Origin of the sequence: Parasphingorhabdus marina DSM 22363 (assembly GCF_900128895.1) — a bacterium.
Taxonomy (GTDB): domain Bacteria; phylum Pseudomonadota; class Alphaproteobacteria; order Sphingomonadales; family Sphingomonadaceae; genus Parasphingorhabdus; species Parasphingorhabdus marina.
The window spans coordinates 648109-665159 of sequence record NZ_FSQW01000001.1 but is presented as its reverse complement, the minus strand read 5'-3'; the positions used below and the strand labels follow the sequence as shown (position 1 = coordinate 665159).

The following is a 17051-nucleotide window of genomic DNA, read 5'->3' as shown; positions in this document are numbered from 1 at the left end:
GCCTCAAAATACCAGTATCCCTGTATAATCGCCACCGGACGTATCACATTGCTCTGGCACTATCCAGCCCGCACGGCGCAATTCTGCGGACTTTCGGGCCACTGTATTGAATCGACACAACCCGGATGCAAAAAGTTTACGCCTGACCAGAATTTACCTCTCGCGATGGTTAAGCACCTTTCACTTGGGCGTCCGCTGGTTTAATCTGGCGTGGAGTCGCCGGAAATAAAATCTGTTTCCGAATCAGGACATGCAACTGATTTGGTGGCGATTTTTGCGAAATATTCAGAGTTATGAAATTGAAAGACCTGCCCCCTCCCAGCCCGGTTGACGCTTTGCAGCGGCCATTGCGATCCCGCAGACACCTCGTGGTCGCCGCGGTCCTGGCCCTGTGTATTTTGCTGGGGGCGATGGCGGTGGTCACGAGCAGCTCGCTGTTTGGCGGTTCTTCCGTCAATGTCCAGGACAGGGTAGCGCTGCCCCGGGACGCAGCGGGCCATGATAGTGTTCCAGCTCTTCCCGGCCTCCCGGATGATGCGGCGGACGCGGCGGAAAATCAGAACCTGAAGCTGTCCCGCGAAGAAGCCGAGCGCGCCAACAGCGCGATTCCGGCGTCTCCCGAGAAAATCATTCCGGCCCGTCCCTTTTCCATTCCCGGAACGGGGGCTCTGGCCTTGTCACGGCAACCGGCGCTGAACTGTCTGACATCGGCGATCTACTACGAAGCCGCCATCGAGTCCGACCAGGGCCAGAGGGCGGTTGCCCAGGTTGTTCTCAACCGGATGCGGCATCCGGCCTATCCCAACAATATCTGTGATGTAGTGTTCCAGGGTTCGGAACGGTCGACAGGATGCCAGTTCACGTTCACCTGTGACGGGTCCCTGGCTCGCGCTCCTGGTCCGGCTTCCTGGGAACGTGCCCGCAAAATCGCCGTTGCCGCCCTGGCCGGCGCGGTGGAGCCCGGTGTCGGAACAGCCACGCACTATCACACCAATTATGTCCTGCCCTATTGGGCAAAAAGTCTCGTCAAGGTGAACACCATCGGCACCCATATCTTCTACCGCTGGTCCGGATTTTGGGGCAAGCGGGCGGCCTTTACCAGCGCATATGCCGGTGAAAACCTGTCGGCCACCGATGACGGTGACGCCGGCGAAAATGTCGAACTGGCCATTGATCCCGATCTCGACAACAGCGAAGAAACCGTTACTTTCGTTCCGGAAATTGACCCGATACTGGCGCCAAAATTCCAGGCAGCGCCTGATAACGCGGCTGCCGAACAGGCCGAAGTGATTGCAGCAGACCAGATTCCCAGTCCCCTTGCAGCCGACCGGAACAAAGGGACATTAATTCTGGATTAAGCCGGAATTTTCCACCCTGCCACCGATAGACGCAGCCTGGTGGAAAATATCGGAAAACCAGAGACTTCGGTAGCTAACCGGAGGCTCAGGCAAACGTAAATTGAAGTAAGTCTCCAGCAATTCACTGGACACGCGTACAAACCGCAGATATCGGCGGCATACAGAAGGGGTCGTTATGGTTGACAAGGCGCAGAAGGGGATAGTTGCATCGATCCGTCGCAACATCGTGCCGGTCACGGTGACATTTGCCATTGTCATATTTCTTCTGCTGTTGCCCCAGTCCGTCTTTTACCGTGGTCTGGTTTCCATTTTGGCGGAATGGCAATTCATCTGGTTCGGCCGCTATTTTCCGATACTGACCATGGCCTTGCCGATCATTTTGCTTTCATTGCTGCTTTTGTTGATCCTCTGGCTGGTCTTGCGGCGCAAACGCAGTGACGATGAAGATCAGCCGGAACTCAGTCTTGCCGAACAACTCGCCCTGTCAGTCACCCGGACCCGCCTCGCGATGCGAAGCTTTTTCGTTCTTGCCGGTCTCGGTTTGCTTGGTGCGGTGGTTTCCCTGATCCTGATGGCAAGATTGCCGGATGATAGCGGTGACCGACAGGAAATTGCCGTCGGCGCGCTTCCTTTCGCCGTCCCCCGGGAAGGACCAGCGCGCCTCACCGGAACACTGGACTGGCAAAAACTGGCAACCATTGACCGAAATCTCGTGCTCGCCAATCAGCGCACCTATTTTATCCCGATCGTCAGCCGGATCGCCGAACGGAAGTCCACGCGCTATTTTGTGCAGGTGTTCCGGCCGGAATTTGTCCTTCCCGCCAACCGGCTGCCGGGCATCGTTCCGGAGAAAGACAAGCTTCTCGAAGACGGACGGATCGTTCCCACAAAAGACGGACCTGGCAACAGTGTCACCGGGACCTTGCGACAGGATGGCCTGCCCGACGAGATCGTCCGTCTTTATGAGAAAACCGGGCTGGAGGTTCATCCGGACCATTATGTGCTGTATCGCAAGACGGCAGATTTGAGATGGCCCTACTGGGTGGCGGCCCTGGAATTTTTGCTACTCGCACTGGGAGCGGGAATTCTGGCCTTTTTCCAGCGTCGGCAGCTGCGGCGTCTGCTGGGGGCAGAGACAACGGGCCCAGCCTGAGCGGGTGGCGACTTAACATCCTTTAACACCCGTTAACGATCATTTACCGCGTTGCTGAACGGTTCTCGAACACGCGTTCGCTAACAACGTCGCATGCCGATACAACCTGTAACCTGGATTTTGAGCGGTTTCGCGATGAGCGGTCTGGCCCTGGCCGGTGTGCAGGTTTCGCTCTTCTCTTCGGCACCGACCACAGCGGCCATGACGGCGACGCCGGACAACCGGATGATATCCGCGAACACCGATGTCCTTGACGACCCGCTCCAGATTGGTCGGTCGGCCAATGGCCTGTTTCATGTCAACGGCGCTGTAAACGGTATTCCCGTGCGATTTGCGGTGGATACCGGTGCATCGGTCGTTGTGCTGAATGCGGCCGATGCCAATCGAATTGGCCTTGCTCAGCCCAAAAATGCCAATACGCGCATCCGGACCGCAGCCGGATTTAGCCGGATGCACTGGCAAAGGGGACAGAATGTGGCGGTCGAAGGAAAAGATCTCGGCCCAATCGATATCGCGGTCATGCCCGACGGTCCCGAAACCTCGCTGTTGGGACTTAACGCTCTCGCCAAGCTGGAATCAGTTACACTTGCGCGAGATACGCTGACGATCAAGTAACTGGCAATTGCCGAAAGCAGGCAAATCAGGTTTTCAGGCAGACACCAAGTGACGACGGCGTGACCGCATCGCCAGGCCAATCAGGCCGAATCCCAGGATGAACATTGCCCAGGTCATTGGCTCGGGCACGGGAGAAAGGACCGGCGGATCATCCGGAATGGGGTCCACAGGATCATTGGGATCAGGATCGACAGGCACAATTGTCCCGGGCCCACCGCCTGGACCGCCGCCGCCCGGACCGCCAGTAGTCGGTCCGCCCGGCACTGGGCCGCCACCTACAGGTGTTCCGGCTCCTGGGTTGAGTGGTCCGCCAGGGACCGGGCCGGCGTCTGCCAGCTCTGTCGGCAATTCGCCAAACTGTGGAACAACTGCCTCAGGTATATTGCCACGGGCCGCACCAGCAGGCCCGAGAATCGGATCAATTTGAGCTGGATCCAGCGGTGCAAAGCGGGACCGGCCTTTGGGACCGCCCCGACCGAGGCCCACGAACCGCTGCAAAAGTGCGTCTGCGGAGTCTATCGACAGATAAACGACCGGAAGCTTCTCCGGCACAGCGGAAAATACAAACGGCGTCTCTTCCGGAACCCACATGGCCCGGTCATTTCGCGGAAACAGCGCGGCAATTCCCACAGCGACAACAAATATCGCAATTGCGATCCGCCGTCGGCGGTCAGCTGATGCGACCAGGGCATTTACATCATTCGACAAGATTACAGTCCTTACCAGCGCGCCACAGGGACGGGCGCTTATATATGCTCTTCCCGCGTTATATGCCGGAAATCGCCAATGGTTGCAATGTCGTTTACCATCAGGTCGCGCGCGAGAAGAAAGACTGTGTGTTGTTGTCAATACGCCAGATTTCTGCGGGTTCTGGATGGCCCGCACTGATTGGTCCCAATATCGGATCAACCGTATCGTCAGCAAGATACAAGAATATACAGGTTCATGTCCGGTTCATTTGAGTCGCTGCGCAAAATCCGGGATTTCGACAAGCTCGCCTGTCTTTCGAACCAAATCCGCAAGTGCCGGGATTCTGTGCCAAATATGGACAGTCGTGTAAAATCCCAGTTTTCCAGCCGGAAAAGGTAAATAAAAGGTTTACGATTTCGGCCAGTCAGCGTAAAAACAAAGGCGGTCGCACAGTTTGCCGATTCGCTTTGCGTTTCGGATGTATTTCAGGGGTATTTAAATGTCGCTTTCTAATATTGCTAAGGCCGCAGGTATGGCAGCACTGATGTGCTCGGCCTCCGCTAACGCGGCAATCATACTTTCCGCTGCTCCAGGCAATGCTGTTTACAGCGGCCCGGCTCCGACAACGGATTTCGAATCGCCCACCCCCGGCTTTTCCGGTGGTTCAATCGTAACGGGCACAACTCCTATTCACACCACACCCTTGGGCAGCACCGGTTTTTACGGTTCAGTCAGCCCGACCAACGGGACCCCGGGTTTTCTTAACCTGCCCGGCGGAACGGAAACGATCAGTTTCATCTGGGGTTCGGTGGATACGGAAAATATCCTGACTGTACTGGATGCCGCAGACAATGTTCTGTTCTCCGCCAATGGTTCGGATATTGTGTCCTTGCTGGGCGGCCCGACCCCGGGCCTTCGCTTTGACGAAGATCCCAACCTCAACCCGATTGTTACCCTGCAGTTTACCGATGCGGACATTGGTACGGCAGCACGTCTGAAGTTCGAAAGCACCAAAGAAGCGTTCGAATTTGACAATTTCTCGGTAGCAGCGGTTCCTGAGCCAGCGACATGGGCGTTCATGATCCTCGGCTTTGGTGCCATTGGTGGTGCAATGCGCCGTCAGCGCAAGGCGAACGTGAAAGTCAGCTACGCCTGAACATAACGTTTGACAAAAAGCGGCCGGTCCTTCGGGGCCGGCCTTTTTTGTGCCTGGCTGCTATCTTCGCGCACAGTCCGCATTCGAAAGAAGCCTTGCCAGGCTCAGGATATGCGATCCTGCCATTAACCAGTTGATAACCAGTTCGCGCGCAATATGTTGTTCGGAGAAACGATATGCACGCGCGCAAGCCCCGCTATGATGAATCTTTTGTCGACACGCAGCCGGTCACCAGACAGCCCGCCGGAGACAGCGAGATCAAGATTATTGGTGCAGGCGCGGCTGAATACGCCCCTTCCCCGGCACGGGAACTGCAAAAGGAAATCCGGGGACGGCTGCAAAATGTCGGGATCACACCGCCATCCACACACTATTCCGGACGTACAAATATCCTGATTATCAGCAGTTTCAGTCTGCTGCTCTGGGCCGCTATTCTGGGTGCCGGATGGCTTGTTGCGGGCTAGGCCCGAAACCCTTTTCTCATTGAAGCCTTCCCGTTCCGCCCTGTCGCGGAAGACCTTTCCCGCTATGGTGCAGCGCGACATGCAGCGAATCGATTGCAAAAAAATGTAAAAATTAATTGCATCTTGTGTCACTTTTATACAAAAAAGGTCCGAAGCAGGACTGATTTGCCTTGTCCTGCTACCTATCGGACCGGTGTTCCCGACTGAACGGGTAAAGTATAAAGTTCAGACAATCCAATCTTCACCGGCCGTCAAAGCGAGGGGTCGTGCAGGTTATGGCAAATACATCGCAATTGAATCACAATGATTCTCGAGAGATTCCAACGGTTTCACAGCGTGTTTCGCAAACGGAAGTCATGTTGATGGCCGTATCCCGATATGGCGGCTATTCCGCCCTGCTGGCTGTGGTCTCCGTTCTTCTGTGGCTTTTGTTCAGATAAATCCTGGTCTGGTAACCGATCTCGTTCATCCAGGTTAACAAAATATTAGTTTGTGGATTTTCCTCTCGCATTTGTCTATTCAGGACTCCGGGGCGCACAATTGAGTATTGTACAGAAAAATGGTGCGTTAGTTGGACGAAAGCTACTCCTTTCCCAGACAAGAATTGAATAGCGAGGCGGCAGAGCGCTGGTCCCTTGGACGCGTTCGGATTGTCCTGTATTCCTTGCTGCAGCTGCTGGATGTTGCCGCGATAGTAGCAGGCTTCATGATGGCAAGCTTCCTGCGCGATGATCAGTGGCTTTCGCCGCAAGGCTATCATATCGTGCTTCTCGTCGTACCGATTTTCCTGATGTTTGCCTTTACCCGGGACTCGTACTCGATTGACTCCCTGCGCAGTCTTTCGGAAAGCGTGAGACGGCCATTTTCTGCGCTTTTTGCAACCGCCCTTGTCGTCCTGATGTTTACCTTTTTCTCGCAAACCGGCACCGATATCTCCCGTCTGGCCTTTGCTTTCGCCTTCGCATCCAGTGCCGCCTTGCTGGCCGTCGGGCGCTTCATTGTCCATCAGATCATCTGGATCAGGTTTCACGGGATGGTCGTTGATCAGCTGCTGATTCTTGACGGCGTTCCGCCCGTACCATTCGAACGAGGCGTGCATTGTGTCGATGCACAAGCAGCCAAGCTTTATCCCGACCCGATGGATCCTCACATGCTGTCGCATCTGTCCGAGCTGGTAAAAGGCTATGACCGAATCATCGTGTCCTGCACCCGGGAACGACGTGCCGACTGGGCGCTTTTTCTCAAAGGCTCAGACGTCGCCGGAGAGCTGATTGTCAGCGGAGCCAACAATATTGGAGCCATTGGTCTGGGAGATTTCGGGGATAGTGATACGCTGATCGTTTCCAGAGGCACGCTGAGCCTGGTGAATCGGCTGAAAAAACGGATATTCGATCTGGCCATCACGATCCCGCTGCTGATCTTTCTGGCACCACTGCTGATCGTGGTCGCAATCGCGATCAAGCTGGATAGTCCAGGCCCAATATTCTTCCGTCAGCCCAGAGTCGGTCAGGGAAATCGCATTTTCAGCATCTACAAGTTTCGCAGCATGCGGTCCGACGCGGGCGATACCAATGGCGATCAGTCCACACAGGTCAATGACCAGCGCATTACCCGGGTGGGCAACTTCATCCGCAAGACCAGCATTGACGAGCTCCCGCAGCTGATCAACGTCCTGCGCAGCGAAATGAGCGTTGTCGGACCGCGGCCCCATGCTCTGGGTTCACTGGCTGGTGACAAGCTGTTCTGGGAGATCAACCAGCGCTACTGGCTGCGCCATGCACTGAAGCCTGGCATTACCGGGCTGGCACAAATCCGTGGGTTCCGCGGCGCGACCGACCATCAGGAAGATCTTGAGGCCCGGCTGCAGTCAGATCTTGAATATCTCGAAGGCTGGCGTCTGTGGCGGGACATCACGATATTGTTCGGCACCATCAAGGTCATTGTTCACCCGAACGCCTACTGACTTTCAGACGCGCTTTGACCAGGTGGTCAGTCGTGCCGTCATCGGCGCTTCGACCTGCAGGTGGAACCAGTGCGAGAACAGCACGCAGATGACCGTAAATACCGCCGTCATCAGCAATATTGGCAGCATGGTCAACTGGACCACCTGTGCCAAAGCAATCAAAATGGTGATCAACAGGATATGTGCCAGATAGAGCGTGTAGGAACTGTCACCGAGCGGCGATAGCTGTGTCACAAATGCCGGTTGAACATGGCGCTCCAGCACGACTGCGCCGAAAACCAGCATCGCACTGGGCACACCCCAAATCAACGCGCTGGGCAAAGACTCATATCCGATGACAATACCGCCGGCGTACAGAATTACCGAACCCGCAACTGAGAGATATCCCAGCCAGCCAGGAAATTTGACCCGGAGTGTCACCCAGGCGATCCATGCCCCAATCAGAAATTCCGCCAGCAAACTGTTGGTCATCAGCCCCGTAAATGCGTTTTCCGGTCGCACGAACAGGCCCAGTGCCATGGATATGGTGAAAAACAGCGAGAGCAGGATCAGACCGCGCAGGAGGCCAAAGATCATCGCGATCCCGAAGATGAGGTAGAAATACATTTCATATGCCAAAGTCCAGGCAGGCCCGATGATCAGCGGGGCATTGTCCGGCAGCAGCAGCAGCGAGGACAGTAGCTCATAGGCAGTGAATTCATAGGGCGAGCCCATCACCGTGTTGATCACCAGATACAGGGCCGCAATCAGCCAGTATATCGGATAGATCCGGATCAGGCGCTTCTTGTAGAATTGCCTGGCGCTGAACGGACGATCCGGTCGCGAGTTGGTCAGCACCATGATATAGCCGCTGATAACAAAGAAGATATGGACACCGACAGCGCCAAACCCGAAAAGATACAGGTCCGCATCAATCGCCGATTCCGGCGACAAACTGGTGGAGATCGCCAGATGCGCGTGAAACAGGACGACCAATGTCGCAGCCACAAAGCGCAAGAATTGTATTGACTGAATCTTGCTGCCCTGAACCGCCATCAACACCCCCGCCATCGCGCCGGCAACTTGCCTGTCCCCGCCGTGCGTACCCGTCAGAAACCCCTAGTCGCATTTTGCCAGGACCTGCAAGCCTTGCCTGAACAACGTATCATTAGGGGAATGTTCATTGCGCGACCATCCCGGCCCGGAGACGTTACCGCGACCTATGCCGACATTTCCCGGCTTCATGACCTCACCGGATATCAGCCGAAAGTAATGCTGAAAGAGGGTCTGGAAAAATTTATTGGCCAGTATCGGAACTATTATGGCAACTTGCTGCCGGACCAGACCTGATCAGGAAAATTCCCGGCGGTGGGAGCCGCGCATCACCTGTTGCGCAACGAGGTGCAGCTGTTCGTTGACCATGTCGTCCGCACAGACACCATCCCGGAAAATGCCGCCGGATGCGTTGATGCCCACGCCCAGAGGCGTCGGCCAGCCGCGCAGCGCATGGACGATGGAGCGCATCGCCGCGAGCGTCGACCCGGTCGCCTGCCAGCCATAGGCGGTCACGATAAGCCCGACCGGAAGGCCATCCAGATAGACGCGGTCGTCTCCCGCGGTTTCTTCGATATAATCCACCGCATTTTTCACGAGACCCGAAATCGTCCCGTGATAGCCCGGGCTCGCCAGCAGGATTCCGTCGGCCCGCCGGACCGATTCCACCAGTGCCCGTCCGGTGTCGTTCAGGCCAGCCGGGTCCGACAGGTAATGCGGCAGATCGCACAGCCGCTTCGATCCGAACAATTCGGTCTCGGCTCCGGCATCGGCCGCCGCCTGCAGAGAAATGGCCAGCGCCTGCTCGGTAGACGAGGCCGGATTGGTTGTCCCGCCCAGTCCGAGGATGAATGGTCTGTCGTTGGTATTTGCCATAACTGTCCATAGCGGCGCTTCAAAATGAATTGCAATGACCAAGATGTTCCGCATCATGACGTCACGATAGAACTTGTCCGGGCACGGCCTTTCGGACAGCATGACTCCCGGGCTATCAGATGTTTTAATTGACCGGTTAAAGCCGGAAGGCTATCCGCACGAAGCAGAGATATTCAGGACAAGACCCGCAATTCAAGGACGATCCCCATGCGCAAATTTACCGAAGAACAGCATATGTTTCGCGATGCCTATCGCAAGTTCCTGGCCGACGAGGTTGCGCCGCGCATGGATGAATTTCGCGAAGCCGGTATCGTCGATCGGGAAATCTTCAAAAAGGCCGGGGATCAGGGCTTTTTGATGATCTGGCCCGACGAAAAATATGGCGGCATGGGCGACAATGATTTCCGCTATGAGCAGATCATTATCGAAGAAACCACCCGGGCCGGATGCGCCGAATGGTACAACACCCTGCACAGCAGGCTGGTCGGCCCCTATTTCAAGAATATTGGCAATGAGGAACAGCGCGAACGGTTCCTCCCGAAATGCGTCAGCGGTGAAACCATACTCGCCGTGGCGATGACCGAGCCGGGTGCCGGCAGCGATCTTTCAGGCATGAAAACCACCGCTACCGACAAGGGTGACCATTGGGAGCTGAACGGGTCAAAGACCTATATTTCTAATGGCATCAACGCGGACGTCATCATCGTCGCGGCAAAGATTGCCGGGGTGGAGGACAAGCACGCGATGGTGTTGCTCATCGTCGAGCGCGGCATGGAGGGGTTTGACCGCGGCAAGAATCTCGAGAAAATCGGCCTGCACGCCCAGGATACGGCAGAGCTGTTTTTCAACAATGTGAAAATCCCGAAGGAAAACACGCTGGGCACGCCAGGCAAGGGCTTCATTCACCTGATGGAAGGGCTGGCCGAGGAGCGGCTGATTGGCATGGTCGGCTATGGCGCGTCCGCCCGTCGTGCCTTTGACGTCACGCGCGAATTTGCGATGGAGCGCAATGTCTTCGGCAAAAAATTGTCCGACATGCAAAACACCCAGTTCAAAATGGCCGAAATGGACGCCAAGATCGACATGTTGCAGGTCTATATCGACCATTGTGTCGAGGTGCATAACCAGGGTGGTCTCAACGCCAATATCGCCGCCAAGGGCAAGATGCTCGGCAGCGAAATCGAATGGGAAATGGCCGATCTCGGACTGCAGCTGCATGGCGGCGCCGGCTATATGAAGGAATATGAGATCAGCCGGATCTTCACCGATGCACGGATGAGCCGGATCTACGCTGGCAGCAGCGAGATCATGCGCTACATTGTCGGCCGCGACGTGTTCAGCCAGAAATATCAAAGCATCCTCGAATAGCGTATAAGACTCCGGTCCCCCGCTGGAAGCGATTCGCTGCCGGCAGACATGTGACCATCGCTATTTACGTTTACGTAAACTGCTTGACTATGCTGCAACGCAACATTAATCAGGCGGTTAATCACCCTGACTCCACGACTATGAGGAACATCGCATGACCGAAGCCTTTATTTACGACGCTGTTCGCAGCCCGCGCGGCAAGGGCCGCAGCGACGGCAGCCTGCACGAAATTACCGCTCTTGACCTTGCTGCACAGGTGCTCGGATCGATCAATGATCGCAATGAACTGGACGGCCATGAAGTCGAAGACATTGCCTATGGCTGTGTCTCGCCAGTCGGTGAACAGGGCGCCGTGATCAGTCGCATGGCGGCTTTGAAAGCCGGCTTTGCCGACACCACATCCGCAATCCAGGTCAACCGGTTCTGCGGTTCCGGTCTGGAAGCGGTCAATATCGCAGCGGGCAAGGTCAAGTCCGGCGAAGCGGATCTCGCCATTGGCGGCGGCGTCGAATCGATGAGCCGCGTGCCGATGGGCAGCGACGGACTCGGCGGCATGGCTGACCCAAGCCTCGTGTTTCAGGAATATTTTGTGCCGCAGGGTATTTCCGCCGACCTGATCGCGACCAAATATGGCTATAGCCGCGACGATGTCGACGCCTATGCCGTCGAAAGCCAGAAGCGCGCTGCGAAAAGCTGGGAAGAAAAGCGGTTTGAAAAATCCATTCTGCCGATCAAGGACGTGATCGGCGAGACCGTGCTCGATCATGACGAACTGATGCGCCCCGAAACCGACATGCAGTCGCTCGGCGCCCTCGGCCCGTCCTTCCAGATGATGGGCGAGCAGATGCCCGGCTTCAACGATGTCGCGATCCTCAAGCATCCCGATGTCGAAAAGATCAATCACGTCCACCATGCCGGCAACAGCTCGGGTATTGTTGACGGGGCCGCTGCCGTGTTGATCGGTAACGAAGAAGCGGGCACCAAATATGGACTGAAGCCGCGGGCGCGGATCGTGTCCATGGCCTCGATCGGTTCCGAACCGACAATCATGCTGACCGGTCCGGAATTTGCCGCGCAAAAAGCGCTGCAGCGCGCCGGCATGGACAAGAGCGACATTGACGTGTGGGAACTGAACGAAGCCTTTGCCGCCGTGGTCCTGCGCTTCATGGATGCCATGGATGTCGATCACAGCGAGATCAACGTGAATGGCGGCGCCATCGCGATGGGCCATCCGCTGGGCGCAACCGGCGCAATGATCCTTGGCACGGTCGTTGACGAGCTGGAACGCTCGAACAAGCAGACCGCCTTGTCGACGCTGTGCATCGGTGGTGGCATGGGCATCGCCACGATTATCGAGCGTGTGAACTGAACGCCGCAGCGGCTTCACTCACAATCTCTATCTATTTTTAGCAGGACAGAAACATGACCTACGAAACTTTCTCTCTCGATATTGACAGCGACGGCATTGCGCTGGTCACCATCGATCTTCCCGGCCAGTCGATGAACGTCTGGAACGAAGCCCTGATCACCGACTTCAAGGCTTTTGTCGAAGAACTGATCAGCAATGACGATATCAAGGGTGCCGTGATTACATCCGGCAAGAAATCCGGTTTCCTCGCGGGTGCCGATCTCAACATGCTTGGCGCATCCGAAGCAAACAGCATGGCGGAAGCCTTTGAAAGCGCCTGGGAACTGAACGGCATGCTGCGTCGTATGGAAACCGGCGGACATACGGCCAAGGAATTGCTCAAGGGCACCGCGCATGCCAAGCCAGTGGCCTGTGCGCTCAACGGTCTCGCACTGGGTGGCGGCCTCGAACTCGCCCTTGCCTGCCACTACCGCATCTGCGCCGACAACCCGAAGATCCAGCTCGGTGTTCCGGAGGTTCAGGTTGGTCTGCTGCCGGGTGGCGGCGGAACCCAGCGTCTGCCCCGTCTCGCAGGTCTGCAGGGCGCCGGCATGATGATCATGATGGGTCAGCCCACCAATCCCCAGGCAGCCAAGGCACAGAATATCATCGACGAGATCGTGCCCGCCGATGAAGTCGTTGCGAAAGCGAAGGAATGGGTCAAGGCCAATCCGAAAGCCTCCGCGCCCTGGGACAAGAAAGGCTGGAAGTTCCCAGGTGGCGCCGGATCGATGGATCCGCGCGCAGTACCGCTCTATCTCGGATCGTCCGCGATGGCGCTGAAACAGAGCAAGGGCAATTACGAAGCGGTCAAGGCGATCCTGTCGTGCCTCTATGAAGGATCGATGCTGCCGATGGACACCGCGCTGAAGGTGGAAAGCAAATATTTCACCAAGCTGCTGTCCGGTCCGCAGGCCAAGAACATGATCCGCACCCTGTTCATCAACAAGCAGGCGGCTGAAAAAGGCGCCGCCCGTCCGAAGGACGTGCCGCCGACCGATATCCAGACCGTGGGTGTTCTCGGTGCCGGTCTGATGGGTTCGGGCATTACCCATGTCACTGCCAAGGGCGGCATGAATGTCATCGTCCTCGACCGCAATATGGAAGAGGCGCAAAAGGCCATCGATTACAGCCAGAAGATTGTCGACAAGGGCGTCAAGCGCGGCAAGATGACCCAGGAAAAAGCCGATGCCTTCATGGCGCGGATCACACCGACCGACAATTATGACGATCTCAAGGATGTCGACCTGATCATCGAGGCGGTCTTTGAACGTCCGGATGTGAAAGCCGATGTGATCAAGAAAACCGAAGCGGTGATCGGCAAGGATGTGGTCTTCGCATCCAACACCTCAACGCTGCCAATCACAGGTCTCGCCAAAAACAGCGAGCGCCCGGACCAGTTTATCGGCATGCACTTTTTCTCGCCGGTCGAGAAAATGCCGCTCCTGGAAATCATTCCGGGCGAGGGCACCGGCGACAAGGCGCTGGCCGTGGCTTTTGATTACAACACCAGGATCCGCAAGACCCCGATCGTCGTCAAGGACGTGCGCGGCTTCTATACCAACCGCGTCTTCCCGCCCTACGCCAATGAAGCAGCCTTGATGGTCACCGAAGGTGTCAGCATGGCGCTGATCGAGAATGCGGCGATATCGATGGGCATGCCGATCGGACCGCTGGCGGTCGTTGACGAAACCACATTACAGCTCGGCTATGATGTCATGCAGTCGACCAAGCAGGAACTCGGTGACGACTACAAGCCGACCGGTCTGGAAGACTTTTTCGAGCTGATGGTCAAGAAGATCGACCGGCGCGGACGGCGTTTCGGTGGCGGCTTCTATGACTATGACGAGACTGGCAAGAAGAAAGGCCTGTGGAAAGGCATGACGGATCACTATCCGCTCGCCGAAGAGCAGCCGGATGTCGAGGACGTCAAGCAGCGGCTGATGTTCATTCAGCTGATTGCCACCGCACAGTGCTTTGACGAAGAAGTCATCACCGATCCGCAATCTGCGGACCTGGGCGCGATCTTCGGTTGGGGCTTCGCGCCCTGGACCGGCGGACCGATGAGCCATATCGACACGATGGGTGTCGAGAATTTCGTGCGGATTGCCGACAATCTCGCGCAGAAATATGGCGAACGGTTCAAACCGCCGATGAGCTTCCGCGAAAAGGCAGATGCCGGCGAGAGTTTCTACAAAGCCGCGTGATTTTCAACGGACGTCAGGCATTTTCCTGACGTTGCAGCAGATTGTGCCCCCGCGAAGGCGGGGGCCCATCTCCTTGCGGTCCGACTGAAACAATTGGCAGGAAATGAGTTCCAGCCTTCTCGGGAATACAGGATTCGTTTCTTTTTACGGCAACCGTTTTTCGAGCGCGGCCAGCTGATCCGACAGCTGATCCAGTTTCCGCTCGACACGGTTCGCCGCATGGCTTTCGGTCCGCGCTGTCGCCCGATCGATTGCATAATGGGCCCGGAACAGCGCCACCATCTGATCCACCACCGGTTGCTGCTCGCGATCGGGACGGGGTGAGTCCATCGTCACCTCTATTGATCGCGCACTATATTCCAGCGCCCCGTAAAAGACATCACGCGCTTGCCAGAGCACGGCATCCTGGCGCAGTTCTCCGCGATCCTGGCCCCGCAGAAACAGCCGGTCAAATACCGCCACATATTGGCGCAGATGATCGCGTGACACGCTGACCTCACTGTTGGTCCGACGCAGGGCAAAAGTCAGGTTGATAAAGTCGGCATTGCGAATGACGGTGGCCAGATGATAGCGCGCCAGCGCTTCCAGGCGGACAAGGAAATCAGGGGCTTCGACTGACGCCATGACAGCCTCGGCTTCCCGGGTGAGCCCGTCCCAGAATTGCTGCAGCACCGCCAGCATCAGCTCCGCCTTGGATTCATAATAGCTGTAGATTGTGCCCTCGCCGATTTCGGCGCGGCGGGCAATTTCGGACATGCGGGCACCGTCAAAACCGGCCGTCACAAAGACACTGCGCGCCGCTTCCAGGATCAGCGCTTCCTTGCGCTCCAGCCGCGCCCGGCGGGTTTCCGAAAAGGCGGGTTTTGAGGCCAATATCCGTCCTTATTGAGCTTGACTCGAAAATACCGAGTGCTATTCAAATACCCTCGGGAGACTCGCAATGTCAAATGCCAAAATTGTCCGGATCGGCGGCGCCAGCGGTTTCTGGGGCGAATCCGACATGGCGGTTCCCCAGTTCCTGAACGCCGCGGACACCGGCCTTCAGCTCGACTATATCGTTTTCGATTATCTCGCCGAAATCACCATGTCGATCATGGCGCGGGCCCGCGCGAAAAACCCGGATCTGGGCTATGCGGTAGATTTTGTCAGCGCCGTCATCAAACCGCATATCGCGGAAATTGCGCGCCAGGGAATCAAGTTGATTTCCAATGCCGGCGGCACCAACCCGCGAGCCTGCGCCGAAGCGGTGCGCGCCGCAATTGCCGAAGCGGGGCTGGATCTGACAGTCGCTGTGGTCACCGGAGATGATCTGACCCAACGCGCTGCAGAATTTGCGGGTCGCACGGAAATGTTCTCCGATCAGCCTTTTCCCGAACCGGACAGCATTGCCAGCATCAACGCCTATCTCGGCGCCTTCCCGATTGCCGAAGCGCTGAATCAGGGCGCGGATATCGTCATTACCGGCCGCTGCGTCGACAGCGCGGTGACTCTGGGCGCCTGTATCCACGAGTTTGGCTGGTCGCGCGACGATCTCGACCAACTGGCCGGAGCAAGTCTCGCCGGCCATATCCTCGAATGCGGACCACAGGCCACCGGTGGAAATTTCACTGATTGGGAAAGTGTCGCCGACGGCATGGACAATGCCGGCTATCCGGTCGCGGAAATTGCCGCGGACGGCAGCTTCATTGCCACCAAGCCGGATAATACCGGAGGCATTGTCAATATCGGCACGATCGGCGAACAGATGCTCTACGAAATCGGCGATCCGCAAGCCTATATGCTGCCGGATGTGGTGTGCGATTTCAGTGCCGTGACCCTGGAACAAACGGGCCCCGATCGCGTCGCGGTGGCAGGCACCACAGGATATCCGGCACCTGACAGCTACAAGACCTGCGCCACCTGGTCGGACGGCTGGAAGCTGGTCGCGCCGTTTTTCTTCATCGGCGAGGATGCCAGCCGGAAGGCGCGAAGTTTCGCCGACAACGCTCTCAAACGCTCCCGGAAAAAGCTGCGCGCATCCAATGCCGGAGATTTTGACGAGATCCTGATCGAGACATTGGGCGATGACAGCCATTTCGGGGATTTTGGTGACGGGTCTGCCGCACGCGAGGTCGCACTGAAGATCGGCGTCAAGCATCGCGACCCTAAAGCGACACTGCTGATGCTCAAGGAAGCCACCGGCATGGGCCTCGCAACGCCGCCGGGTCTTTCGCTGTTTTCCGGCGGACGCCCGAAACCCTCTCCCGTCGTCCGGCTGTTCTCGTTGCTGATTCCCAAAACAGAAGTCGCCGTTTCGGTTGCCCCATCAGAGGACAGCCCGCCATTCGCAGAACCGGCAGGTACGCCATTCGACAGCAACCTGATCAACCGTCCATCGGTTCCAGCATTGCCGGCCGGCGATGACGCCATGGCCGAAGTGCCACTGATCAAACTGGCCTGGGGCCGGTCCGGCGACAAAGGGGACAAATCCAATATCGGCATTATCCCGCGCGACCTCTCCCATGCGCCCTGGATCTGGGCCGCGCTTGATGAAAACATGGTGCGCGCTCGCTTTGCCCATTTCCTCGATGCCCCGGACGATCCGGCCAGCGTCGAGCGGTTTTTCCTGCCCGGCACCGGTGCGATCAACTTTCTGCTGCACGACATATTGGGTGGCGGCGGGGTTGCATCGCTGCGCAATGACCCGCAGGGTAAGAGCTATGCCCAGATCCTGCTCGCTGCGCCGATATCCATTCCCCAGTCTATCGCGGAGGCTCTCTAG

General features: G+C 57.1%; 15 protein-coding genes. 11 read left to right on the top strand and 4 right to left on the bottom strand.

Going from position 1 to position 17051, the window contains the following annotated elements; translation table 11 throughout:
• The first annotated feature begins 368 nt into the window (after positions 1–368).
• The 3 genes from BUQ90_RS03300 to BUQ90_RS03290 all read left to right on the top strand — a co-directional run bounded on the left by BUQ90_RS03300 (position 369) and on the right by BUQ90_RS03290 (position 3126).
• Entirely contained in the window at positions 369–1358 is a 990-nt protein-coding gene (locus BUQ90_RS03300; RefSeq protein WP_239447345.1) for a cell wall hydrolase, read from the top strand.
• 175 nt (positions 1359–1533) lie between these two features.
• Positions 1534–2511, top strand: a complete 978-nt coding sequence (locus tag BUQ90_RS03295) for a hypothetical protein (RefSeq protein ID WP_074203702.1) — start codon at positions 1534–1536, stop codon at positions 2509–2511.
• Positions 2512–2604: 93 nt separating this feature from the next.
• Entirely contained in the window at positions 2605–3126 is a 522-nt protein-coding gene (locus BUQ90_RS03290; protein WP_074203701.1) for a retropepsin-like aspartic protease family protein, read from the top strand.
• 33 nt (positions 3127–3159) lie between these two features.
• Here the strand turns inward: BUQ90_RS03290 and BUQ90_RS03285 are convergent, their stop codons facing one another.
• Complete coding sequence (locus tag BUQ90_RS03285) at positions 3160–3834, bottom strand: PEPxxWA-CTERM sorting domain-containing protein (protein WP_074203700.1); 675 nt, start codon at positions 3832–3834, stop codon at positions 3160–3162.
• 514 nt (positions 3835–4348) lie between these two features.
• Here BUQ90_RS03285 and BUQ90_RS03275 point away from each other — a divergent pair.
• The 3 genes from BUQ90_RS03275 to BUQ90_RS03265 all read left to right on the top strand — a co-directional run bounded on the left by BUQ90_RS03275 (position 4349) and on the right by BUQ90_RS03265 (position 7399).
• A complete protein-coding gene (locus BUQ90_RS03275; RefSeq protein ID WP_239447344.1) occupies positions 4349–4972 on the top strand; it encodes a PEPxxWA-CTERM sorting domain-containing protein in 624 nt (207 codons plus the stop codon).
• Positions 4973–5148: 176 nt separating this feature from the next.
• On the top strand, positions 5149–5436 hold the full coding sequence (locus tag BUQ90_RS03270) for a hypothetical protein (RefSeq protein WP_074203697.1): 288 nt from the start codon (positions 5149–5151) through the stop codon (positions 5434–5436).
• 664 nt (positions 5437–6100) lie between these two features.
• On the top strand, positions 6101–7399 hold the full coding sequence (locus tag BUQ90_RS03265; protein ID WP_239447343.1) for a sugar transferase: 1299 nt from the start codon (positions 6101–6103) through the stop codon (positions 7397–7399).
• Between the two features lie 3 nt (positions 7400–7402).
• Here BUQ90_RS03265 and BUQ90_RS03260 read toward each other — a convergent pair whose 3' ends face one another.
• Positions 7403–8449, bottom strand: a complete 1047-nt coding sequence (locus tag BUQ90_RS03260) for an acyltransferase family protein (protein WP_074203695.1) — start codon at positions 8447–8449, stop codon at positions 7403–7405.
• A 105-nt stretch (positions 8450–8554) separates the two neighbouring features.
• Between BUQ90_RS03260 and BUQ90_RS17655 the strand changes: the two genes are divergently transcribed.
• Positions 8555–8728 carry a hypothetical protein gene (locus tag BUQ90_RS17655; protein ID WP_204244729.1) on the top strand — a complete coding sequence of 58 codons (174 nt, stop codon included), beginning with the start codon at positions 8555–8557 and terminating at the stop codon, positions 8726–8728.
• On the opposite strand, the gene BUQ90_RS03255 is transcribed toward BUQ90_RS17655, so the two are convergent.
• Complete coding sequence (locus BUQ90_RS03255) at positions 8729–9307, bottom strand: NADPH-dependent FMN reductase (RefSeq protein ID WP_074204841.1); 579 nt, start codon at positions 9305–9307, stop codon at positions 8729–8731.
• 207 nt (positions 9308–9514) lie between these two features.
• Here BUQ90_RS03255 and BUQ90_RS03250 point away from each other — a divergent pair, with 207 nt between their 5' ends.
• From BUQ90_RS03250 to BUQ90_RS03240, 3 genes are all read left to right on the top strand, one after another.
• Positions 9515–10675, top strand: coding sequence for an acyl-CoA dehydrogenase family protein (locus BUQ90_RS03250; protein ID WP_074203694.1), 1161 nt, complete (start codon positions 9515–9517; stop codon positions 10673–10675).
• 154 nt (positions 10676–10829) lie between these two features.
• Entirely contained in the window at positions 10830–12044 is a 1215-nt protein-coding gene (locus tag BUQ90_RS03245) for an acetyl-CoA C-acetyltransferase (protein WP_074203693.1), read from the top strand.
• 53 nt (positions 12045–12097) lie between these two features.
• Positions 12098–14290: a 3-hydroxyacyl-CoA dehydrogenase NAD-binding domain-containing protein gene (locus tag BUQ90_RS03240; RefSeq protein ID WP_074203692.1), complete on the top strand. Its 2193-nt coding sequence runs from the start codon at positions 12098–12100 to the stop codon at positions 14288–14290.
• A 144-nt stretch (positions 14291–14434) separates the two neighbouring features.
• Here BUQ90_RS03240 and BUQ90_RS03235 read toward each other — a convergent pair whose 3' ends face one another.
• Complete coding sequence (locus BUQ90_RS03235; protein ID WP_074203691.1) at positions 14435–15163, bottom strand: TetR/AcrR family transcriptional regulator; 729 nt, start codon at positions 15161–15163, stop codon at positions 14435–14437.
• 67 nt (positions 15164–15230) lie between these two features.
• Between BUQ90_RS03235 and BUQ90_RS03230 the strand changes: the two genes are divergently transcribed.
• Positions 15231–17051 carry an acyclic terpene utilization AtuA family protein gene (locus BUQ90_RS03230; protein ID WP_074203690.1) on the top strand — a complete coding sequence of 607 codons (1821 nt, stop codon included), beginning with the start codon at positions 15231–15233 and terminating at the stop codon, positions 17049–17051.

What these genes read in the sequence shown, in the direction of transcription:
- BUQ90_RS03295 (WP_074203702.1), top strand. Translation starts at nt 1,534, where the DNA reads ATGGTTGACAAGGCGCAGAAGGGGATAGTTGCATCGATCCGTCGCAAC.
- BUQ90_RS03290 (WP_074203701.1), top strand. Translation starts at nt 2,605, where the DNA reads ATGCCGATACAACCTGTAACCTGGATTTTGAGCGGTTTCGCGATGAGC.
- BUQ90_RS03275 (WP_239447344.1), top strand. Translation starts at nt 4,349, where the DNA reads ATGGCAGCACTGATGTGCTCGGCCTCCGCTAACGCGGCAATCATACTT.
- BUQ90_RS03270 (WP_074203697.1), top strand. Translation starts at nt 5,149, where the DNA reads ATGCACGCGCGCAAGCCCCGCTATGATGAATCTTTTGTCGACACGCAG.
- BUQ90_RS03260 (WP_074203695.1), bottom strand. Translation starts at nt 8,449, where the DNA reads ATGGCGGGGGTGTTGATGGCGGTTCAGGGCAGCAAGATTCAGTCAATA.
- BUQ90_RS17655 (WP_204244729.1), top strand. Translation starts at nt 8,555, where the DNA reads ATGTTCATTGCGCGACCATCCCGGCCCGGAGACGTTACCGCGACCTAT.
- BUQ90_RS03255 (WP_074204841.1), bottom strand. Translation starts at nt 9,307, where the DNA reads ATGGCAAATACCAACGACAGACCATTCATCCTCGGACTGGGCGGGACA.
- BUQ90_RS03250 (WP_074203694.1), top strand. Translation starts at nt 9,515, where the DNA reads ATGCGCAAATTTACCGAAGAACAGCATATGTTTCGCGATGCCTATCGC.
- BUQ90_RS03245 (WP_074203693.1), top strand. Translation starts at nt 10,830, where the DNA reads ATGACCGAAGCCTTTATTTACGACGCTGTTCGCAGCCCGCGCGGCAAG.
- BUQ90_RS03240 (WP_074203692.1), top strand. Translation starts at nt 12,098, where the DNA reads ATGACCTACGAAACTTTCTCTCTCGATATTGACAGCGACGGCATTGCG.
- BUQ90_RS03230 (WP_074203690.1), top strand. Translation starts at nt 15,231, where the DNA reads ATGTCAAATGCCAAAATTGTCCGGATCGGCGGCGCCAGCGGTTTCTGG.